Origin of the sequence: Xanthomonas sp. DAR 34887 (assembly GCF_041245805.1) — a bacterium.
Lineage (GTDB): Bacteria > Pseudomonadota > Gammaproteobacteria > Xanthomonadales > Xanthomonadaceae > Xanthomonas_A > Xanthomonas_A tesorieronis.
The window spans coordinates 3,088,995-3,108,290 of sequence record NZ_CP162490.1; the positions used below are offsets into that span (position 1 = coordinate 3,088,995).

Annotated in this window: 15 protein-coding genes and 1 tRNA gene; 3 read left to right on the forward strand and 13 right to left on the reverse strand. The window is 70.2% G+C overall.

Annotated elements, in window-relative coordinates; translation table 11 throughout:
* Positions 1-78 precede the first annotated feature (78 nt).
* Both AB3X08_RS13015 and AB3X08_RS13020 read left to right on the forward strand, forming a co-directional pair.
* A complete protein-coding gene (locus tag AB3X08_RS13015) occupies positions 79-1,368 on the forward strand; it encodes an SDR family oxidoreductase (protein ID WP_369933046.1) in 1,290 nt (429 codons plus the stop codon).
* Positions 1,349-1,819: a DUF2269 family protein gene (locus AB3X08_RS13020; RefSeq protein WP_369933047.1), complete on the forward strand. Its 471-nt coding sequence runs from the start codon at positions 1,349-1,351 to the stop codon at positions 1,817-1,819. The genes AB3X08_RS13015 and AB3X08_RS13020 overlap by 20 nt, the downstream gene beginning before the upstream one ends.
* 298 nt (positions 1,820-2,117) lie before the next feature.
* On the opposite strand, the gene AB3X08_RS13025 is transcribed toward AB3X08_RS13020, so the two are convergent.
* The 8 genes from AB3X08_RS13025 to kdsB all read right to left on the reverse strand — a co-directional run bounded on the left by AB3X08_RS13025 (position 2,118) and on the right by kdsB (position 9,416).
* Positions 2,118-2,942 (reverse strand): glycosyl hydrolase family 18 protein, encoded by an 825-nt coding sequence (locus tag AB3X08_RS13025; protein ID WP_369933048.1) that lies wholly within the window; start codon positions 2,940-2,942, stop codon positions 2,118-2,120.
* A 552-nt stretch (positions 2,943-3,494) separates the two neighbouring features.
* Positions 3,495-3,947 (reverse strand): STY0301 family protein, encoded by a 453-nt coding sequence (locus AB3X08_RS13030; protein WP_369933049.1) that lies wholly within the window; start codon positions 3,945-3,947, stop codon positions 3,495-3,497.
* 167 nt (positions 3,948-4,114) lie between these two features.
* A tRNA-Gly gene (locus AB3X08_RS13035) sits at positions 4,115-4,190 on the reverse strand.
* Between the two features lie 36 nt (positions 4,191-4,226).
* On the reverse strand, positions 4,227-4,862 hold the full coding sequence (pgsA, locus tag AB3X08_RS13040) for a CDP-diacylglycerol--glycerol-3-phosphate 3-phosphatidyltransferase (protein WP_184411000.1): 636 nt from the start codon (positions 4,860-4,862) through the stop codon (positions 4,227-4,229).
* A gap of 9 nt (positions 4,863-4,871) precedes the next feature.
* Positions 4,872-6,731, reverse strand: coding sequence for an excinuclease ABC subunit UvrC (gene uvrC / locus AB3X08_RS13045; RefSeq protein ID WP_184411001.1), 1,860 nt, complete (start codon positions 6,729-6,731; stop codon positions 4,872-4,874).
* Positions 6,728-8,149 (reverse strand): hypothetical protein, encoded by a 1,422-nt coding sequence (locus tag AB3X08_RS13050; protein WP_369933052.1) that lies wholly within the window; start codon positions 8,147-8,149, stop codon positions 6,728-6,730. Before AB3X08_RS13050 ends, uvrC begins: the two co-directional genes overlap by 4 nt.
* Complete coding sequence (locus AB3X08_RS13055) at positions 8,146-8,634, reverse strand: low molecular weight protein-tyrosine-phosphatase (RefSeq protein WP_369933053.1); 489 nt, start codon at positions 8,632-8,634, stop codon at positions 8,146-8,148. The genes AB3X08_RS13050 and AB3X08_RS13055 overlap by 4 nt, the downstream gene beginning before the upstream one ends.
* A complete protein-coding gene (gene kdsB, locus AB3X08_RS13060) occupies positions 8,631-9,416 on the reverse strand; it encodes a 3-deoxy-manno-octulosonate cytidylyltransferase (protein WP_369933055.1) in 786 nt (261 codons plus the stop codon). Before kdsB ends, AB3X08_RS13055 begins: the two co-directional genes overlap by 4 nt.
* A 205-nt stretch (positions 9,417-9,621) precedes the next feature.
* On the opposite strand from kdsB, the gene AB3X08_RS13065 reads away from it, so the two are divergent.
* On the forward strand, positions 9,622-11,826 hold the full coding sequence (locus tag AB3X08_RS13065; protein WP_369933057.1) for a TonB-dependent siderophore receptor: 2,205 nt from the start codon (positions 9,622-9,624) through the stop codon (positions 11,824-11,826).
* Positions 11,827-12,769: 943 nt separating this feature from the next.
* Here AB3X08_RS13065 and lpxK read toward each other — a convergent pair.
* Genes lpxK through AB3X08_RS13090 form a run of 5 tightly spaced genes read right to left on the reverse strand, consistent with a single transcriptional unit; the run spans position 12,770 to position 19,057 of the window.
* Positions 12,770-13,804: a tetraacyldisaccharide 4'-kinase gene (gene lpxK, locus AB3X08_RS13070; RefSeq protein WP_369933058.1), complete on the reverse strand. Its 1,035-nt coding sequence runs from the start codon at positions 13,802-13,804 to the stop codon at positions 12,770-12,772.
* On the reverse strand, positions 13,804-15,540 hold the full coding sequence (gene msbA / locus AB3X08_RS13075) for a lipid A export permease/ATP-binding protein MsbA (protein WP_369938528.1): 1,737 nt from the start codon (positions 15,538-15,540) through the stop codon (positions 13,804-13,806). The genes lpxK and msbA overlap by 1 nt, the downstream gene beginning before the upstream one ends.
* 8 nt (positions 15,541-15,548) lie before the next feature.
* On the reverse strand, positions 15,549-15,971 hold the full coding sequence (locus AB3X08_RS13080; RefSeq protein WP_369933059.1) for an ExbD/TolR family protein: 423 nt from the start codon (positions 15,969-15,971) through the stop codon (positions 15,549-15,551).
* Between the two features lie 4 nt (positions 15,972-15,975).
* On the reverse strand, positions 15,976-16,653 hold the full coding sequence (locus tag AB3X08_RS13085; RefSeq protein WP_369933060.1) for a MotA/TolQ/ExbB proton channel family protein: 678 nt from the start codon (positions 16,651-16,653) through the stop codon (positions 15,976-15,978).
* Complete coding sequence (locus tag AB3X08_RS13090) at positions 16,547-19,057, reverse strand: DNA internalization-related competence protein ComEC/Rec2 (protein WP_369933061.1); 2,511 nt, start codon at positions 19,055-19,057, stop codon at positions 16,547-16,549. The genes AB3X08_RS13085 and AB3X08_RS13090 overlap by 107 nt, the downstream gene beginning before the upstream one ends.
* Positions 19,058-19,296 lie beyond the last annotated feature (239 nt).

A 19,296-nucleotide genomic window follows, 5' to 3' on the forward strand; every position in this document is an offset into this window, starting at 1 on the left:
GGAAACGATGCTCGCCGTTGAGCCGGCCAGCAGGATCCGCTTGCAGCGCGGCCACCAGCACCGCGGCGCGGAGGGGCCGTGCGCATCCTGCTGACCGGGGCCAGCGGCCTGATCGGCGGTGCGTTGGTCGACAGGCTGGCGCATCAGGGGCATGAGCTTGTCCTCGCGGTTCGCGACGCGCGGGCCGCGCAGCAACGCTGGCCCGCTGCCCGGATCGTACGGGCGGATTTCGGTGCGGCCGCGCCGCCACCGTGGTCCGACTACCTGCGCGGCGTGGACGTGGTGATCAACGCGGTCGGCATCTTTCGCCAGCAAGCAGGCCAGACTTACGATGCAGTTCACGTGAAGGGCCCGCTGCAGCTGTTCCGGGCCGCTTGCGACGCCGGCGTGCGCCATGTGGTGCAGATCTCCGCGCTGGGCGCGCATCCCTCCAGCACCGCGCCGTACTTGGCCTCGAAAGGCCGCGCCGACGCGGCGCTGGCGGCGTTGCCGATCCGCTCCAGCATCGTGCAGCCATCGCTGGTGTTTGCGCCCGACGGCGCCAGCAGCCAGTGGTTCGCGGCGCTCGCGGTGCTGCCGCTGACGCCGTTGCCTGGCGCCGGCACGCAATCCATCCAACCGCTGCACCTGGACGACTTGTGCGAGGCGATCGCCAACCTGCTGGCGCAGCCCGCGCCGCCGCCGCGGCTGCGCGCGGTCGGCCCGGGCGCGCTGACCCTGCGCCGCTACCTGGGCCTGCTCAAGCAGGGCATCGGCGCGCCGGGCGGCTGGCTGCCGATTCCGTTGGCGCCACTGCGCCTGGCCGGGCGCGTACTGGGTTCGCGCAGCGGCTGGCTGGCGCCGGACGCGCTGGACATGCTGCAGGCCGGCTCCACCGCGTCGCCGCAGGACATGCAGACCGCGCTGGGGCGCCTGCCGCGCGCGCCGGAGCACTTCGTCCACGCCGGCAACCGTACCCGCCTGCGCCAGGCGGCGCTGCTGCAATGGTTGCTGCCGGCGCTGCGCTGGTCGATCGCGCTGATGTGGATCGTCACCGGCTACGTGTCGGCGTTCGCCTACCCCGTCGCCGACAGCCTCGCCCTGCTGGCGCGCACCGGCCTGCATGGCGGCCTTGCCATGTTCGCGCTGTATGCCGCGGCGGCGCTGGATGCGGCGCTGGGCCTGGCGCTGCTGTACCTGCCGCGCTGGCGGCGCCACACGTATGCCGCGCAATTGCTGTTGATCGGCGCCTACACCGTGCTGATCAGCGTGTTCCTGCCCGAATACTGGCTGCATCCCTACGGGCCGATCCTGAAGAATCTGCCACTGCTGGCCGCGATCGCGCTGGCCCGCGCACTGGAGCCGCAGCATGGACCTGATCGTCGTTAAATACCTGCACGTGCTGTCGTCCACCTTCCTGTTCGGCACCGGCGTCGGCACCGCCTTCTACCTGTTTTTCGTCAGTCGCACCCGCGATGCGCGCGTGGTGGCGGTGGTGGCGCGCCATGTGGTGATCGCCGACTGGCTGTTCACCGCCACCACCATCGTGTTCCAGCCGCTCAGCGGCCTGTACCTGGCGCACAGGATGGGCTATTCGCTGCACAGCGCCTGGCTGTACTGGTCGATCGTGCTGTTCGTGATCGCCGCGCTGTGCTGGCTGCCGGTGGTGTGGCTGCAGATGCGCCTGCGCGACATCGCCGCGTCCGCCGCGGCGGACGGGCGCGAACTGCCGCTGGACTACGCGCGCCACCTCGGCTACTGGACCGCGCTGGGCGTGCCGGCATTGATCAGCTTTCTGGCGATCTTCTACCTGATGGTGGCCCGGCCGCCGGCGCTGTGATGCGTGTGCGTTTCGCGCCGCGAAGCTCGGCTTGCCGCGCCGGTACATGTCGCCGCGGTCGACCATCGTCGCAACAGGCCACGCCCTGCGCGGCCGGCAATCGCGGCGGCGCGTACTTCCGCTCGGCGGCGCCCCCGGCTTGCCCAAGTCCAGCGCGAACACCGGGTACGGATACGGCAGCCGGCATCGCCGCGTTGCTTCGTCGAGTCCCTGCCCGTGCGCAACGTCAGCAATGGCGGAACAGGAACCATGCGAGACGGCAGAGCGCCAGCGCCTTGTGCAGCCGCGCCGAATCGCGCTAACGCACCGGGCCCGTGGCACCGCGCTGCGCGTAGACGGTGTCGTAGATCGTCTTGGCGCCGGTGAAGGTCGGATCGACGTCCTCTTCCTGGCCGTCCTGCCCGTGGTCGTTGTCGAGCCGCCAGCTGAACATGCCGCGCAAGCCGTTCTGCAGCGCGTAGCTGGTCCAGGCGGCGGTGTCGTCGAGCGAGGTTTGCACGTTGCCGTTCTCGGTCGCCACCCCGCCCATCAGGATGTCGGCGCGCACCCCGGCCTGGATCCACACCTGCGCATCCTGCGGCGTGCCGGAGGACGAATAGTCCTGCAACTCGGCGGCATCCACGTATTGGTTGAACGCGTCCACCGCGCCCTCGCCGTAGAGCGCGACAGGGCCGCCTGCGGGCCACGGCACCGACACCGCGATGCCGAGTCCGGCCGCCCTGAAACTCGGGCTGAGCTGCGACAGCAACTCCACCACCGAGGACATGCCGTCGCTTTCGGAATCGATGCTGATGCCGTTGAGCCCTTGCTGCTGCAGGTAGGCCACGATGTTGGCGGTGGAGCGATTGGCGTTGTCGCGGTTGTCCGCCACCGTCGCCGCCAGGCCGGTGTCGCCAAGCCCGGCATAGATCAGCGCGGTCGGCGCCTGCGCCTTGATCTGGGCGAGGTTCTGCGCCGCGTACTGCGCGTTGAGGTCGAGCGTATAGCCGTTGCCGGTCTGGACGAATTCGCCGAAGGCCAGGTTGTAGCGGCTGGCATAGCCCAGCGGCACCTTGCCTTGCGCGAGGTTGTCGGCGCCGGTGCCGTTCCACGTGTCGTACCAGGTCGCGATCTCGAAGTTCATGGCTGCTCCTGCGGGTAGCGGGTGGGAGTGCGTAAGTGCAGCTGGGGCGCACGGCGTCCGCGCATGCGGGCGGCGCCGCGACCGCCTCGGTGTCGCACCTGCCTGTTGCCATGCTTGGCCGCTGCGGCGGCCGAATCCCTGTTCCGCTGCCGCCCCGCGCGCGATGCGTCGCCCCGCACCGAAGCTAGCGCAGATCGCCGCGCGCGCCGTCGACAGTGCGCGGCTTCGGAACAGGCATCCCAGTCGTCCGGCGACGACCGTGCAGGCCGCTGCCGCCGGCGTCAGTCGCCGCCAGTCGCCCGCTCCGACCGCCTGCAGCGTTCGCCGCCCGGCAATTGCAGCGGCACCGCCAGGCCACGTTCGCCGGCGCCGCGCCGGCCGCAGGGCCGGACGACGCCGCGCAACCGAGCGACGCGGCCGGCCCCGTCATTCGCATTCGAAGCCAGCCGCCACCACGACGCGCTTGGCACCCTCGTTGCGCACGGTGGCCGTGCAGGAGCGCGCCGCGTCGCTGATGCGCTTGTAGACCTGCACCTTGCCGGCAGCGCCGTACTAGCAGACCGCGTAGCTGCCGTACGGATCCGGGCGCTCGAATCTCCAGACGGACTGCGCGATGTGGGATGCCGGCTCCTCGCTGTTGCTGTCCGGCACCAGCGAGGCCAGCTCACGCGGATGGCCCGAGAACAGTCCGAGCGCGAAAAACGGCAACGGCAGCGCGCTGTCGAAGGCGATCTCGGCCCCTTCCGGCAGATCGGGACTTTGCAGCACGGCGCCGGAGACGCGCAGGGTCTGCGGACACTGCAGCGTCTCCTTGGCCGATGCCTGCATGGCGAACGCCATGCATGCGAGAAAACACCCCACCGGCAGCGCGGCGGAAAGACGCGTCGAGAACATCCGGATCCCCTTGAAGAATGGCGCATGCGCCAGAAAGAAACGCGGCGCACGGATACCTGCGCCGGAAGCAGGATAGCTGCATGCGCAAGGGCGGTCTTGCGAACCTGCCACGCAGCGCCGCAGATCGTGCGGCCAGTCGGCATACGGGACCTACCGCAACCCGCGGGAAGCGACTAAAACATGTGCGTGCGGATGAGGTGGTGGAATCTCGCCAGAGACGCCGCAGGTGGAAAGCACTGCGGGATCCAGGATGCGATGCGTGTGCATCGATCAAGCGTTGGAGCGGGAAACGAGACTCGAACTCGCGACCTCAACCTTGGCAAGGTTGCGCTCTACCAACTGAGCTATTCCCGCTTGAGGCCGCGAATTCTACCGGGAACCGGCAGGCTGTCAACCGTTGCCTTCGATTTTTTTCGCGTTCTTGTCGGCGACCGCGGCGCGCTCGTCGGCGCGCAGGCTCGGCCAGGCCGCGTGCAGGTACTGGATGCCGGACAGCAGGGTCAGGATCGCCGCGATCGCCAGCGTCCAGTCGCCGATGTGGAAGATGAACAATCCCATCCACACGCTCTCCGGCGGCGAGCCGTCGGGCATCACCGAATACAGCAAACACAGCAGCGCCACCATTTGCGCGGTGGTCTTGATCTTGCCGATCATCGCCACCCGCACCTTGGCGCGCTGGCCGATCTCGGCCATCCACTCGCGCAGCGCCGACACCGCGATCTCGCGGCCGACGATCACCGCCGCCCAGAACGCCATCCACGGCGTCGGATGGCCCTGCACGATCAGGAACAGCGCCACCGCCACCATCAGCTTGTCGGCCACCGGATCGAGGAACGCGCCGAACGCCGAATACTGGTGATAGCGCCGCGCCACCCAGCCGTCCAGCCAGTCGGTGAACGCGGCCAGGCCGAAGATCGCCGCCGAGGCGAAGTTCGTCCACGTATAGGGAAGATAGAAGACCAGCACCAGCACCGGAATCATCACGATCCGCAGCAGCGTCAGCCAGGTGGGGATGGTCAACTTCATTGCGCTGCTCTACTCGCCTGCCGGATCGGGCACCGGCAGCCCGTGCAGGTTAGCGTAGATTCGTGCAGCGAGCGCGTCGTTGATGCCTTCCACGCGCGCGATCTCCGCTTCGCCGGCGGCCTTGAGTCCGGCCAGCCCGCCGAAATGCTTCAACAGGCTGGCGCGACGGCGCGGACCGATGCCGGGAATGTCCTCCAGCTTGCTGGTCATGCGCGCTTTCTGGCGCCGCCCACGGTGGCCGGTGATCGCGAAACGGTGCGCCTCGTCACGCACCTGCTGAATGAACTGCAGCGCCGGCGAGGCCGCGCCGGGGCGCAGTTCGCGTCCGTCCGGCATCACCAGCGTCTCGTGGCCGGCGCGGCGCTCGGCGCCCTTGGCCACGCCGATCACCAGGATGCCGTCCACGCCCAGGTCGGCGAGCGCGGCGTTGGCCTGCGCCAGCTGGCCCGCGCCGCCGTCGATCAGCAGCACGTCGGGCAGCACCGCATCGCCCTTGCCCTCGCCTTCCGCGGCGCGGCGGAAGCGGCGCTCGATCGCCTGGCGCATCGCCGCGTAGTCGTCGCCCGGCTCGATGCCGCTGATGTTGTAGCGCCGGTACTGGCTGCGCACCGGGCCGCTGGCGTCGAACACCACGCACGAGGCCACGGTGGCCTCGCCCATGGTGTGGCTGATGTCGAAACACTCCGCGCGCCGGACCGGCTCGGCCAGCCCCAGCATCTCGCGCAAGGCCTCGCTGCGCGCATGCTGCGCGTTGCGGCTGGTCAGTTCGGTGGCCAGCGTGGCCTGCGCGTTGCGGCTGGCCAGTTCCAGGTAGCCGGCGCGCTCGCCGCGCACGTTCCAGCGCAACTGCACCTTGCGCTCGGCGGCCGAACTCAACGCCGCTTCGATCATCTCCGCGTCGTCGATCTCGCGGTCCAGCAGCACCTCGCGCGGCGGCGGCTGTTCGGCGTAGTACTGCGAGACGAATGCACCCAGCACCTCGGCGGCGCTGTCCTCGCCGTTGGTCTTGGGGAAGAACGCGCGCGTGCCGAGATTGCGCCCGTCGCGGAACGCCAGCAGCAGCACGCAGGCGTTGGCGCCCTGCATCGCGCAGGCGAGCACGTCCAGGTCGGCGGCGCGGCCGTCCACGTACTGCCGGCTCTGCATGCTGCGCAGCGAGCCGAGCAGATCGCGCAGGCGCGCGGCGCGTTCGAATTCCAGCTGCTCGCTGGCGGCCTGCATCGCCTGCACCAGTTCCTCGCCGAGCTGGTCGCTGCGCCCGTCCAGGAACATCGTCGCGCGGCGCACCGATTCGGCGTAGTCGTCGGCCGCCACCAACGCCACACACGGCGCGCTGCAGCGGCCGATCTGGTACTGCAGGCACGGCCGCGAGCGGTTGCGGAACACGCTGTCCTCGCAGCTGCGCAGCTTGAACAGCTTGTGCATCAGGTTCAGCGTCTCGCGCACCGCGGTGACGCCCGGATACGGACCGAAGTAGCGCCCGGGCAGCGCGCGCGGGCCGCGGTGCAGCGCGATGCGCGGCCATTCCTCGCGGGTCAGCAGCACGTAGGGATAGCTCTTGTCGTCGCGCAACGAGACGTTGTACCGCGGCGCCAGCGACTTGATCAGCTGGTTTTCCAGCAGCAGCGCCTCGCCTTCGCTGCGGGTCACGGTCACGTCCATGCGCGCGACCTGGGCCAGCATCGCCATGGTCCGCGCATTCTTCGGCGATGCGCTGAAATAGCTGGACACGCGCTTGCGCAGCGCGCCGGCCTTGCCGACGTAGAGCAAGGTGTCGTCGGCCGCATACATGCGGTAGACGCCGGGCGCGGTGCTGAGGTTGGCGGCGAAGGCCTTGCCGTCGAACGGGGGCAATGCAGATGCGGTCATTCGCTGATCGGCACGTCGCTCAGTTCGCCGCTGGCGAGGTCGTAGCGCAACACGGAATGCGCATCGGTCTCGGCGATCCACACCGCGCCGGCGCTCACCGCCAGCCCGGCCGGACCGTGCAGGCGCCGCGGCAGGGCCGCGGTCGACAGTTCGCCGCCGCCCAGGCGCAGGCTGCGCAGGCTGCCGTTGCCGCTGTCGGCGATCCACAGCAGCGGCGCGTCCGGACTCAACGCGATCGCCTGCGGGAACTGCAATCGCGCGCGGCTGCGCGGCCCGTCCTCGTTGCCGAAATCCCATGGGCCCTGGCCGCCGAGCAGGGTCTGCACCAGGTCGCCGCGCAACTGCAGCGAGCGCACCGCCGAGCCCAGCGCATCGCACACGTAAAGCGCCTGCTGCACCGCGGCCAGGCTGCACGGCTGCGCGAACGCAGCCAGGTGGCCGCTGCCGTCGCGCAATTCCAGCGCGCCGGCACCGGCGCGCCAACGCAAGGTGCGGTTGCCCAGTTCGTAACTCCAGATGCGGTTGTCGCCGGCCATCGCGATGTGCACCTGGTTGTCGGCCACCACCACGTCCTGCGGGTGGTTCAGCGGCGCCTGCTGCGCATGCTGCACCGGCCCTTCGATCGGCTCGCCGGCGCGGCCGTTGCCGCACAGGGTATCGACGTGGCCGCTGAGCAGGTTGATCCGGCGCAACGCATGGTTGCCGGTGTCGGCGACGTACAGCACGCCGCGCTCCAGCGCCAGTCCGCGCGGACGGTGGAACGCCGCCTCGCCGATGCCGCCGTCGATGAAATCGGCGGTGCCCAGCCCGAACTGGCGCAGCACGCGACCGCCGGTGGTGCATTCGAGGATGCGATGGTGGCCGCTGTCGGCGATGTACAGGCGCTCGTCGGCGACCGCCAGGCCGACCGGGAAGCGCAGCGGCAGGCGCGGCTCCGGCTGGGTCTCGCGCGCATCGCGCAGCTCCTCGTCCAGCGGCAGCGATTGGCCGGCGCACAGCGCGTTGAGCGCCTTTTCCAGATCGGCGCCGCCGATCCCGACCAGGCGCTCGCGCTCGTAACCGCCGGCGTCGATCAACACCAGGGTCGGCCACGCCTGCACGTCGAAACGCTGCCAGGCGGCCCAGTCGGCATCGAGCAGGATCGGCGCCGACACGCCCTGGCTGCGCAGCAGCTTCAGCGCCCGCTGCGGCTCGCGCTCGCTGTCGAAGCGCGGCACCTGCACCACGATCAGCTGCAGGCGCCCCGGATTGCGCGCCTGCCACTGGCTGAGTTCGGCCAGGCGCTGCGCGCACCACACCGACGCGGCGTTGACGAAGGCCAGCACCAGTGCGCGGCCCTGCTGCTCGCGCAGCGTGGTCGGCGCGGCGTTGAGCCAGGTGCCGGGCTGCGGCAGTTCCAGGGCGGCGATCGAGTTCATCGGCCGATTATGCCGGAGCCGCCGTCGGCGGACAGTCGCGCCACGCTGCCGGCAGCGGCTTCGTCTACCAGGCGCCAGACCTCCTCGAAGTGGTCGCTGCCGCCGGTGTACGGGTCGGGAATCTCGCGGCGCCCGTCCAGGCCCGCCCACGGCAACCACAGCGCCACCCGTGGCAGCGCGGCGGCCGGCGCGCGCTGGCGCACGTCGCGCAGGTTGGCCGCGTCGGCGCACAGGATCCAGTCGAACGCGGTGAAGTCGGCCGCGCGCAGTTGCCGCGCGCGTAGTCCGGCGATGTCCACGCCATGGCCGCGGGCGCAGGCGATGGCGCGCCGGTCCGGCGGCTCGCCGCTGTGCCAGTCGCCGGTCCCGGCCGAATCCACCTGCACCTGGCCGGCCAGCGGCGAGCGCTCCAGATGGTGGCGCAACGCGCCTTCGGCCATCGGCGAGCGGCAGATATTGCCAAGGCAGACCAGCAGCAACTTCATGCCAGGGCCTGCAGATGGGCCTCGGCGCGGGCCAGGTCCTCGGGCGTGTCCACCCCGGGCGGGAACGGCGCCGGCGACAGCGCCACCGCTATGCGGAAGCCCGCCTCCAGCACCCGCAGTTGTTCCAGTGCCTCCACTTGCTCCAGCCCGCCCGGCGGCATCGCCGCGAAACGGCGCAGGAAGCCGGCGCGGTAGGCGTAGATGCCGATATGACGCAGCCACGGCCCCGGCGGCAGCCGTTCGCGCGAGGCGGCGAACGCGTCGCGGTGCCACGGGATCGGCGCGCGGCTGAAGTACAGCGCATCGCCGCGCGCGCTGCGCACCAGCTTGACCACGTTCGGGTCGAACAGGCTCTCGGCCGACTCGACCGGCGTGCCCAGCGTGGCCATCTCCGCGCCGCTGTCGGCCAGCGCCTGCGCCACGGCCACGATGCCAGCGGCGGGCGCGAATGGTTCATCGCCCTGCAGATTGACCACCAGGGTGGCGTCGTCCCAGCCGGCGATGTCGGCGCATTCGGCCAGGCGATCGGTGCCGGAGGCATGCGCCGCCGAGGTCAGGGCGACGTGCACGCCGTCCAGGTCGGCCACCGCTGCGGCGATGCGCGGATCGTCCGCGGCCACCCAGACCTGCTGCGCGCCGGCGCCGAGCGCACGGCGCGCCACATGTCGCACCAGCGGCTCGCCGCCGAGCATGCGCAGCGGCTTGCCGGGCAGGCGCGAGGCGGCGTAGCGCGCCGGAATGGCGACCACGAACGACTGCGGAATGGCGTGCGCGGCGCTCATGCGTCGCCGGCTCCGGTGGCGGTAGCTGAACCGCGGAATTCACGAAATTCGAACATGAATTGATCTTTCCCTGCCATTTATTGAGAATAGTTCGTATTCGCCATGGGCCAGCACCGGCCATTGCCGATTGCTTTGCTGCACAGCGCTGTGCGGCTCGGCGCTGCGCCCGTGGCCTCTCGCCTCCCCCATTCTATAGACCCCACCGATGAACCTTCCTGTCCCGTCCCCGTGGTCCGCTGTCCGGCCAACCCGCATCCCTGTTCGCCGCCAGGCGCTGTGCCTGGCCCTGGCCGCCCTGCTCGCGCCGCTGGCGGCCAGCGCCGCCGTGGAAGCGGCAGCGGGCGCCGATGCGGCGACCGATGCCGCCAGCGCGCCGAAGCTGCTGGACAAGCTCGACGTCGTCGCGCAGCGCGCCGACGGCTACACCGCGCCGGCCAGCGCGGCCGGCACCGGCCTGGTGCTGAGTCCGCTGCAGACGCCGCAGTCGGTGAGCACCATCAGCCGCGAGCAGATGGACGATTTCGGCCTGGACAACGCCAACGCGGTGCTGGCGCTGGCCACCGGCGTCAACGTGGAGAAGATCGAGACCGACCGTACCTACTACACCGCGCGCGGCTTCGACATCACCAACTTCCAGGTCGACGGGCTGGGCCTGCCGTTCACCAACGGCGGCGCCGAAGGCGATCTGGACACGGCGATGTACGAGCGCGTGGAGGTGCTGCGCGGCGCCAACGGCCTGCTGTCCTCGACCGGCAACCCGTCGGCGACGGTCAACTTCGTGCGCAAGCGCCCGACACAGGATCTGCAGGGCAGCGTCGGCGTCACCGCCGGCAGCTGGGACACGCGGCGCGTGGACGCCGACCTGTCCGGCAAGCTCGACCGCAGCGGCAGCGTGCGCGGACGCATCGTCGCCGCCGGCCAGGACGGCGACAGCTACCTGGACCGCTACGCGCTGAAGAAGCGCAGCGTCTACGGCATCGTCGAGGCCGATCTGGGCGACAGCACCTTGCTCAGCGTCGGCGCCAGCTACCAGAAGAACGAACCGCACGGCGGCATGTGGGGCGCATTGCCGCTGTACTACAGCGACGGCAGCGCCACCGACTACGCGCGCTCGACCAGCACCTCGGCCGACTGGTCGTACTGGAACAGCACCGACAAGCGCGCGTTCGTGGAACTGCAGCAGGCGCTGGGTGGCGGCTGGCAGCTCAAAGCCGCGTTGAACTACCGCAAGCTGGATTCGGACGGCAACCTGTTCTACGCCTACGGCACGCCGGACCGCGCCACCGGGCTGGGGCTGTACTCCTATCCCTCGCGTTACGTCAGCCACGAAACGCAGAAGTACGCCGACCTCTATGCCAGCGGCCCGTTCGTCCTGGGCGGACGCGAGCACGAACTGGTGGCGGGCGTGAAGTGGGGCGGCATCGACGTCTCGCAGGTCTCCACCTACCCGGATTCCAGCGACACCAGCGCCTGGTTCGCGCTGCCCAGCCTGGAAAACTGGACCGGCGACATCGCCTTGCCGGCGTTCACCACCGCGCCGACCGGCGCCGAGTTCGACATGATCCGCCGCAGCGCCTACGCCACCGCGCGCTGGAACCTGAGCGACGCGCTGAAGCTGATCACCGGCGTCAACCACACCCGGATCGAGAGCCGCGGCCAGAACTACGGCGTGCAGCACGTCTACGACGACAGCAAGACCACCCCGTTCGTCGGCGCGGTCTACACCTTCGATCCGAACTACGCGCTGTACGCCAGCTATGCGGAGATCTTCAATCCGCAGACCGAGCTGGACCGCAACCTGCAGGTGCTGGACCCGATCACCGGCAGCAACGCCGAACTGGGCATCAAGGGCCAGTGGCTGCAGCAGCGGGTCAACGCCTCGTTCGCGCTGTTCCGCGCCAAGCAGGACAACACCGCCGAAGCCGACACCTACGTCGGCACGCTGCAGACCTACAAGCCGGTGGACGCGACCTCCACCGGCTACGAGTTCGACCTCGCCGGCCGGCTCGGCGACCACTGGCAGCTCAACGCCGGCTACACCCAGCTGAGCCTCAAGGACGACGCCGGCCGCAACGTGCGCACCTACGTGCCGCGCCGCACCTTCAAGCTCGCCACCACCTACACCGTCCCGCAGTGGGATGCGCTGAAACTGGGCGCGACGCTGACCTGGCAGGGCGATATCTACCGCGACCAGCAAGCGCTGGACACCAGCGGCAACGAGATCTTCACCCGTCAGGACAGCTATGCGCTGCTCGGGCTGATGGCGCACTACGACTTCACCCCGCAACTCAGCGCCACCCTCAACGTCTACAACGTCACCGACCGCAAGTACATCAACAGTCTGTACTGGGCGCAGGGCTACTACGGCGCGCCGCGCAACACCTCGCTGTCGCTGAACTACAAGTTCTGAGTGGGTCAGTAGCGAGCGGGCAAGGCAGGCAGCGCGATGCGTCGCTGTCCGCCGTGCCGAACGGCGATGGCGGGCGCGGCACGTCACGGCAAATAACAGAGAGCGGCGATGCGGCCAATACCCGGCTGCAGTGGGAAGATCTGATCGAAACTGCCGAAACATCGCGCGCGTAGGAGCTGCCGGTCGCGGCTGAAGCCGCTCCTACATGGACCGTGGCAGTCGGCCGGGTGCACTGCAGGAGAGGCTTCAGAGCACCTCTAATAATTCCATTCCTGGAGCTGCACGCTGCGCGCGTCGATAGCGTGTTCCTTTTTTCTGTCGCGGCTAAAGCCGCTCCTACAACGCGCGCCTTGCTCTTGTAGGAGCGGCTTCAGCCGCGACAGGAGGACGAAGCGGCCGTGATGCCAAGGCGTCCATGAAAAACGCGTGCACAACGCCACCAAGTCCACCGCCAATGCGCCTTTGCCACTCCATGGCATCCCGAACGTATCGATGCCGGAACCTGCGGGCTGGGCGTGTCGGTGTCTCGCAAGTGCATCGACATGCTTTGGGGGGTTATTAGTGGTGCCCTTCAGCCGCGACCACACACCATCCGAAACCCGACTACCCAAAACCACGAGCCGCCCCTCACCCCTGCGGCAGCATCACCTCGGCATAGTCGAGACCGGCGGCAGCGAGATCGATTACGGCCTGGGAACGACCGTTGGGCAGGACATGCACCCCAGACGGCGCATGATCGATCACGTCAGCGGGCTGCGCTGCGCGTGGTAACGCTCGCCACAAGAATCCACCAGCGGGCACACGCGCAAATAGGCGGTTGCTGTGCGCGATCGAGTGCAGCGATCAAGTGCAGCGCCACCCAGCACATCGCGATGTCGCTGGTGGGCCGCTCACCTACCCCGCGCGTCGCTGGCTGCGCATGCGCGCGGCGCAGCGTCCGCCGCTAGTCGCCGGCGTCGCCGCTGCGCCCGCGCAGCTTGTCCAGCCGGTCGAGCAGGCCGATCCAGAACGCGGCCGGCAGCTCCGCCACCAGCGGCACGCTGAAGCACCAGTCGTTGACCAGCTGCGCGCACTTGACCGCATCCTTCTCGGTCATCAGCACCGGCAGTTCGCTGCCGAACGACAGGTCGGCGGCACTGTAGCGGTGATGGTCGGGAAACGCGTGCGGCACCACGCCGATGCCGTGCGCGCGCAGCATGTCGAAGAAGCGCTGCGGATGGGCGATGCCGGCGACGGCGTGCACGCGCTGCCCGGCGAAGCTGCGCAAAGCGCGGGCGCGGCCGCCCTGCAGCGGTTGCGCGCTGTCGATGCGCAGGCGCATCGCCCACTCGCCGAAACCGGCCTGGACCTCGCCGACATCGCTGGCCTGGCCCAGATTGATGACCCGGAAATCGCATTCGCGGCCGCGCGCTACCGGCTCGCGCAGCGGCCCGGCCGGCAGCAGGCGGCCGTTGCCGTAGCGGCGCTGGCCGTCGACCACTTCGATCTCGATGTCGCGCTGCAGGCGGTAGTGCTGCAGGCCGTCGTCGCAGACCACGATGTCGCAACCGGCCTGCAGCAGCGCGCGCGCGGCGGCGACACGGTCGCGGTCCACGCGCACCGGCACGCCGGTCTTGTGCGCGATCAGCACCGGCTCGTCGCCGCCCAGGTCCGGCGTGGTGCCGGGTTCGATCCAGCGCGCGACCTGGTCCTGGCTGCGGCCATAGCCGCGGCTGGCCACGCCCGGCTTCCAACCGGCCTCCTGCAGCTTGCGCACCAGGGCGATGGTCAGCGGCGTCTTGCCGGTACCGCCGGCGGTGAGGTTGCCGACCACCACCACCGGCACCGCGATGCTGTAGCGCTTGCGCCAGCCGCGCCGGTACAGCGCGCGGCGCAGGCCGATCGCCGCCGCATACAGCGGGGTCAGCACCTGCGCGTACAGCGGCGGCGTGCCCTGGCCATACCAGTAGCCAGGCGTGTGTGGCCCGCGACCGCTCATCAGGACTGCCTTTCGCGGAATTGCATGCTGTGCAGGTGGGCGTACAGGCCGCCCTGGGCGAGCAGCGCCTGATGGGTGCCGCGCTCGACGATGCGGCCGTGGTCCATCACCAGCACCTGGTCGGCATGTTCGATGGTGGACAGGCGGTGCGCGATGACCAGGGTGGTGCGTTCGGGCATCAGCCGGTGCAGCGCGTCCTGCACCAGGCGCTCGGATTCGTTGTCCAGCGCGGCGGTGGCTTCGTCCAGGATCAGGATCGGCGCGTCGCGCAGGATCGCGCGCGCGATCGCCAGGCGCTGGCGCTGGCCACCGGACAGCAGCGCGCCGTTCTCGCCGACCGGGGTCAGCAGCTGCAGCGGCAGCCGCTCGATGAATTCCCAGGCGTTGGCCGCCTCGGCCGCGGCGCGGATCTGCGCGTCGCTGGCCTGCGTGCCGTAGGCGATGTTGGCGGCAATGGTGTCGTCGAACAGCATCACCCGCTGCCCGACCAGGGCGATCTGCCGGCGCAGATCGTGCAGACGGTAGTCGTGCAGCGGCACCCCGTCCAGGGTGATGCTGCCGCCGCTGGGCTCGTAGAAGCGCGGCACCAGCCGCACCAGGCTGGTCTTGCCGCTGCCGGAACGGCCGACGATGGCGGTGACCGTGCCCGGCCTGGCGGTGAAACTGATGTCGTCCAGCGCCAGTCCGCTGTCCTGGCGGTAACGCAGCATCACGCCGTCGAACGCCAGTTCGCCGCGCACGCGCCGCACCGCCACGCTGCCGCTGTCGCGCTCCTCCGGCGTGTCCAGGATCGAGAACAGACGTTCGGCCGCGGCCACGCCGCGCGAGATCGAAGTCTGCACGCTGGTCAGCCGGCGCAGCGACGGGATGATCGCCATCATCGAGGTCATCAGCGCGATGAACTGGCCGGGGTTCAGGCGCCCGGCCAGGGCTTCGCGGGTGGAGACCCAGACGATCGCCGCCAGCGCCACCGCGGCCAGGAACTGGACCATGCTCGAAGCCAGCGCGCGGGTGGTCTCGACCTTCATGTTCAGGCCGAGCATGCGGTTGGCGAGCACCGCGTAACGCGAGATCTCCAGCGCCTGGGTGCCGTGCACCTTCACTTCCTGCTGCGCGCTCAGCGATTGCTCGGCGCTCTGCGCCATCGAGCCCATTCCGTCCTGGATGCCGCGGCTGATCTTGCGGTAGCGCTTGCCGACGTAGGACACGATGAGTCCGATCAACGGCGCCACCACCAGCAGCGCCAGGGTGACCTTGACGCTCATCTGCAGCATCACCACCAGCATGTAGAAGATGGTCAGGGTGTCGGCGACGATGGTCTTCAACGCATCGGCCGCGGCCTGGGTGACCTGCTCGGTATCGAAGTTCAGCCGGCTGACCATCACCGGCGTGGCCTCGACGTCGAAGTGCGAGGACGGCAGGTGCAGGTACTTGGCCAGCACCTGCTCGCGCAGGTCGCGCACCACGCTGCGGCCGGTGCGCGCCATGCAGTAGTCGCCGACGAAGGTGGCGCAGCTGCGCATCACGAACAGGCCCAGGATCGCCAGCGGCAGCAGCACCGCCATGCGCGCCTCCGGATTGACGAAGCCGCGGTTGACCAACGGGTCCATCAGCCGGGTGAAGAAGTAGCCGGCGGTGGCTTCCACCACCATCGCCACCAGCGCGGCCGCCAGCATCACCCAATAGGCGCGGGTATATCCGAGCAGCCGACGATAGATCGGCCAGACCGGTGCCATTTTGCCGCTCACTGTTTGACTTCCGGCGCGGTGGCGATGGCGATGCGGCGGAAGCCGAGCTGGCCCAGCGCGTCCTGCGCGGTGACCACGGCCTGGTAGGGCGTGCGCGCATCGGCGCGCAGCAGCACCGGCTGCTCGCGGTCGTCGCCGGCGACTTGGGCGATGCTGCGCTTGACCGACTCCACGTCGGTGCGCAGCACTTCCTGGTCGTTGATGAAATAGCGCCCGTCGGCGTTGACCAGCACGCTCAGCGCGCGCGGCGGCGCCGGAGTGTGCTGATCGCTGGCGTTGGGCAGCTGCAGCTGCAGGGTGGAACGGGCGTCGAAGGTGGTGGTCACTACGAAGAAGATGATCAGGACAAGGATGACGTCGATCAGGGGCACCAGGTCGATATGCGGCTCGTCCTGGCCGCGGTCGTCGCGGATCCGCACCGGCTCAGCCCTTGGCCGGCGCAGCGGCGCCGCCACGTGCAACCGGGCGCGGCGCGGCCGGGGTCGGCGCGCCTGCAAGGCCGTGGCCGTCGAGGACGTCGCTCAGGGCGGTGGCTTCGCGCTCCATCTCGATGATGTAGCCGGCGATGCGGCTCTTGAAATAACGATGGAAGACCAGCGCCGGCACCGCGATGATCATACCGGTGGCGGTGCACACCAGCGCCTTGCCGATGCCGCCGGCGAGCTGGTTCACGTCGCCGACGCCGTGGTCGAGGATGCCCAGGAACATCTGGATCATGCCGACCACGGTGCCGAGCAGGCCGAGCAGCGGTCCGGCCGAGGCCACCGTCCCCAACGCGTTCAGGAACCGCTCCATGCGATGCACGACGTGGCGGCCGGTGTCTTCGATGCGTTCGCGCACGATCTCGCGCGGCCGGTTGCGTACGTCCAGCCCGGCGGCGAGCAACTCACCCAGCGGCGAATTGCGCCGCAGCGACTCGATGTGGGTAGGGTCGAGCTTGCCGCGCGTGGCCCAGTTTCGCACTTCCTGGCCCAGTCCCGGCGGCAGCACTTCGCTACGGCGCAGGCTCCAGAACCGCTCCAGCACGATCGCCAGCGCGACCACGCCCAACAGCAGCAACGGCACCATCGGCCAGCCACCGGCCTTGACCAGTTCCCACACGTCGCAACCCTCCGGCACGTTCGGCCGTTCGTTCACTGGCCGATAGGATAGCAGCCGCCCGCGCCCGCTCCGCGGCATCCCACAGCCGTGCCCGCCACGGCCGCCGTTCGCGCAGCTGCAGGCCGGCGCGGCCCAGCCACACGCGCAGCGCGCCGCCCTGCGGAGTGGTGACGACCTCGGCCCCGGACGCCTGCCAGCGCGCCACCACGGCCGCCCGCGGATGGCCGAAGCGGTTGCCCTCGCCGGCCGAGATCAGCACCAGCCGCGCGCCGGTGGCGGCGACGAAGGCCGGTTGCGAGGAATGCGCGCTGCCGTGATGCGGCGCCAGCACCACCTCGGCGCGCAGGTCCTGCGGCGCCTGGCGCAGCAGCCGGCTCTCGATCACATCGCCGATGTCGCCGCTCAGCAGCATCGCACCATGCGCGCTTTCCACCCGCAGCACGCAGCTCGACTCGTTGTCGAGATAGGGGAAGCCGGGTGCCGGGTGCAGGAAGCGGAAACGCACCCCGTCCCACTCCCAGGCTGTTCCGGCCAGGCACGGCTGATCCACCCGCACCGGCGCGCCGGCCGGCGCCTCGGCCAGGCCGACCGGCAGCGCCGCGCGCACCGCCTCGAAGCCGCCGGCATGGTCGTTGTCGCCATGGCTGATCACGGTGCGGTCCAGGCGCGCCACGCCGAGCGCGTGCAGGGCCGGCACCACCGCGCGCTCGCCGGCGTCGTAGCCGTCCTTGATCGCCGGGCCGGCGTCATACAGCAACTGATGCCGCGCGGTGCGTACCAGCACCGACAGGCCCTGGCCGACATCGATCATCACCAGCTCCACCTCGCCCGCTGCCGGCCGCTCCAGCGGCGGCCAGAACAGCGGCAGCCACAGCAGCGCCGCCAGCGGCTTGCCCGGCACAGCGCGCGGCAACAGCAACCAGAACGCGCCGAGCAACGCCAGCGGCAGCGCCCAGTCGCGCGCCTCCGGCAGCCACCACAGCGCGAAGCGGCTTTCGCCCAATGCGGCGAACAACGGCCAGCTCAGGTCGAAGCACGCCGCCGCCGCGCGCCAGGCCCACACCCCGGCGCCGGCGTGCAGCGCCTCCAGCGCGGTGCCGAGCAGCGCCAACGGCACCACCACCAGGCTCCACCACGGGATCGCCAGCAGGTTGGCCAGCGGCCCGGCCGCCGAGGCCTGGCCGAACAGCATCGTGCTCAACGGCAGCAGGCCCAGCGTGGCCACGCCCTGCGCCGACAGGAATTCGCGCAGCTTGCCGCGCCAGCCGCTGCCCGCGACCGGCATGCACCAGGCCAGCCAGGCCACGCCCAGGAAACTCAGCCAGAAGCCGGCGGACAGCACCGCCAGCGGGTCGAACGCGAGCATGACGATCGCCGCCAGCGCCAGCGCATCGACCACCCGTACCGGGCGCCGCCACAGCCGCGCGAGCACCACCACCGCGATCATCAACGCGGTGCGCACGGTCGGCAACGCCATGCCCGACAGCACGGTGTAGCCGCCGGCGCCGAGTACCGCCAGCAGCGCGGCCGCCTGGCGCCGCGGCCAATGCCGCCCCAGCCGTGGCCATAGCCGCCACAGGCCACCACCGAGCAACGCGAACGCACCGGCGACCAGGCCGACATGAAAACCGGAAATGGCGATCAGATGGGTCAGGCCGGCGGCGCGCAGGATGCGCCAGTCGCGGTCGTCCAGCGCGCGCGTGTCGCCGAGCGCGAGCGCCTGCACATAGCGCGCCGACGCACTCGGCACCGCTGCCGCGATCCGTGCCGCCAGGCGCTCGCGCCAGGCATCGATGCCCTGCCCCGGCGCCAGTTCGACCGCCTCGTGCGGCGCGGTCACGTAGCCGCTGGCGCTGATCCGCTGCGCCAGCGCATAGGCCTCTGCGTCGAAGCCGCCCGGATTGCTGAGCCCACGCGGCGCGCGCAGGCGCACGCTCAGGCGCCAGCGCGCGCCGGCATGCAGCGCAGTGCGCGGACCCGGCACCTGCGCACCGAAATCGTCGTACCAGGCCAGTTGCAACAGACGTCCGCGCAACGGCGCCGGCTGCGTGGGATCGGCGTCGACCCGGAACATGAAGCGCGTGCGCCGCACTTCGGCCTGCGGCAACTCCACCACCTGCCCCTGCAGCGTCGCCACGCGCTTCTCCCAGTCGGCGGGCAGTTGCCGCGCCAACACCATGCCGGCGACCAGTCCCAGCCAGCCGCCGCCCACGGCGAACGCGCCCAGCCACCGCCAGCGCGGCATGCCGATGCAGACTGCGCTGCCGCCGAGCAGCAGCGCCAACGACAACGGCCACGGCGCCAGGCGCGGCAGCCACAAGGCGGCCAGCACGCCGGCGGCGAGGCTGGCGGCGACAGCGATACCGAACGGGGCGACCGCATGGGCGTGCGACGCCACCGGCATCGCACACTCAGGATCGCTGGCAAGCTCACGGCAATGCTGCATACGATCGCCACTCCTTGGCGTGGACAGCGCGCAGATGGAAAGACAGCCGCGATCGCGACGGCTGCGGCGATCGCGATGAGGCGGTGTCGACAGCCTCGCGTACCGCTCGGAGATGCGCTGTCGGTCAAGCTCTGGACGCCGCGTAGGAATTTGCCGCTGGCGCCTGGCACCGCGGCGCACGCCATGCAAGGCCGCCT

Excerpts from the sequence above, each read along its gene's own strand:
- AB3X08_RS13020 (WP_369933047.1), top strand. The coding sequence starts at position 1,349 with ATGGACCTGATCGTCGTTAAATACCTGCACGTGCTGTCGTCCACCTTC.
- pgsA (WP_184411000.1), bottom strand. The coding sequence starts at position 4,862 with ATGAAGTTGACCATCCCCACCTGGCTGACGCTGCTGCGGATCGTGATG.
- kdsB (WP_369933055.1), bottom strand. The coding sequence starts at position 9,416 with ATGAGCGCCGCGCACGCCATTCCGCAGTCGTTCGTGGTCGCCATTCCG.
- AB3X08_RS13025 (WP_369933048.1), bottom strand. The coding sequence starts at position 2,942 with ATGAACTTCGAGATCGCGACCTGGTACGACACGTGGAACGGCACCGGC.
- AB3X08_RS13055 (WP_369933053.1), bottom strand. The coding sequence starts at position 8,634 with ATGAAGTTGCTGCTGGTCTGCCTTGGCAATATCTGCCGCTCGCCGATG.
- AB3X08_RS13050 (WP_369933052.1), bottom strand. The coding sequence starts at position 8,149 with ATGAACTCGATCGCCGCCCTGGAACTGCCGCAGCCCGGCACCTGGCTC.
- AB3X08_RS13090 (WP_369933061.1), bottom strand. The coding sequence starts at position 19,057 with ATGCCGGTGGCGTCGCACGCCCATGCGGTCGCCCCGTTCGGTATCGCT.
- uvrC (WP_184411001.1), bottom strand. The coding sequence starts at position 6,731 with ATGACCGCATCTGCATTGCCCCCGTTCGACGGCAAGGCCTTCGCCGCC.
- lpxK (WP_369933058.1), bottom strand. The coding sequence starts at position 13,804 with ATGAGCGGTCGCGGGCCACACACGCCTGGCTACTGGTATGGCCAGGGC.
- AB3X08_RS13065 (WP_369933057.1), top strand. The coding sequence starts at position 9,622 with ATGAACCTTCCTGTCCCGTCCCCGTGGTCCGCTGTCCGGCCAACCCGC.
- msbA (WP_369938528.1), bottom strand. The coding sequence starts at position 15,540 with ATGGCACCGGTCTGGCCGATCTATCGTCGGCTGCTCGGATATACCCGC.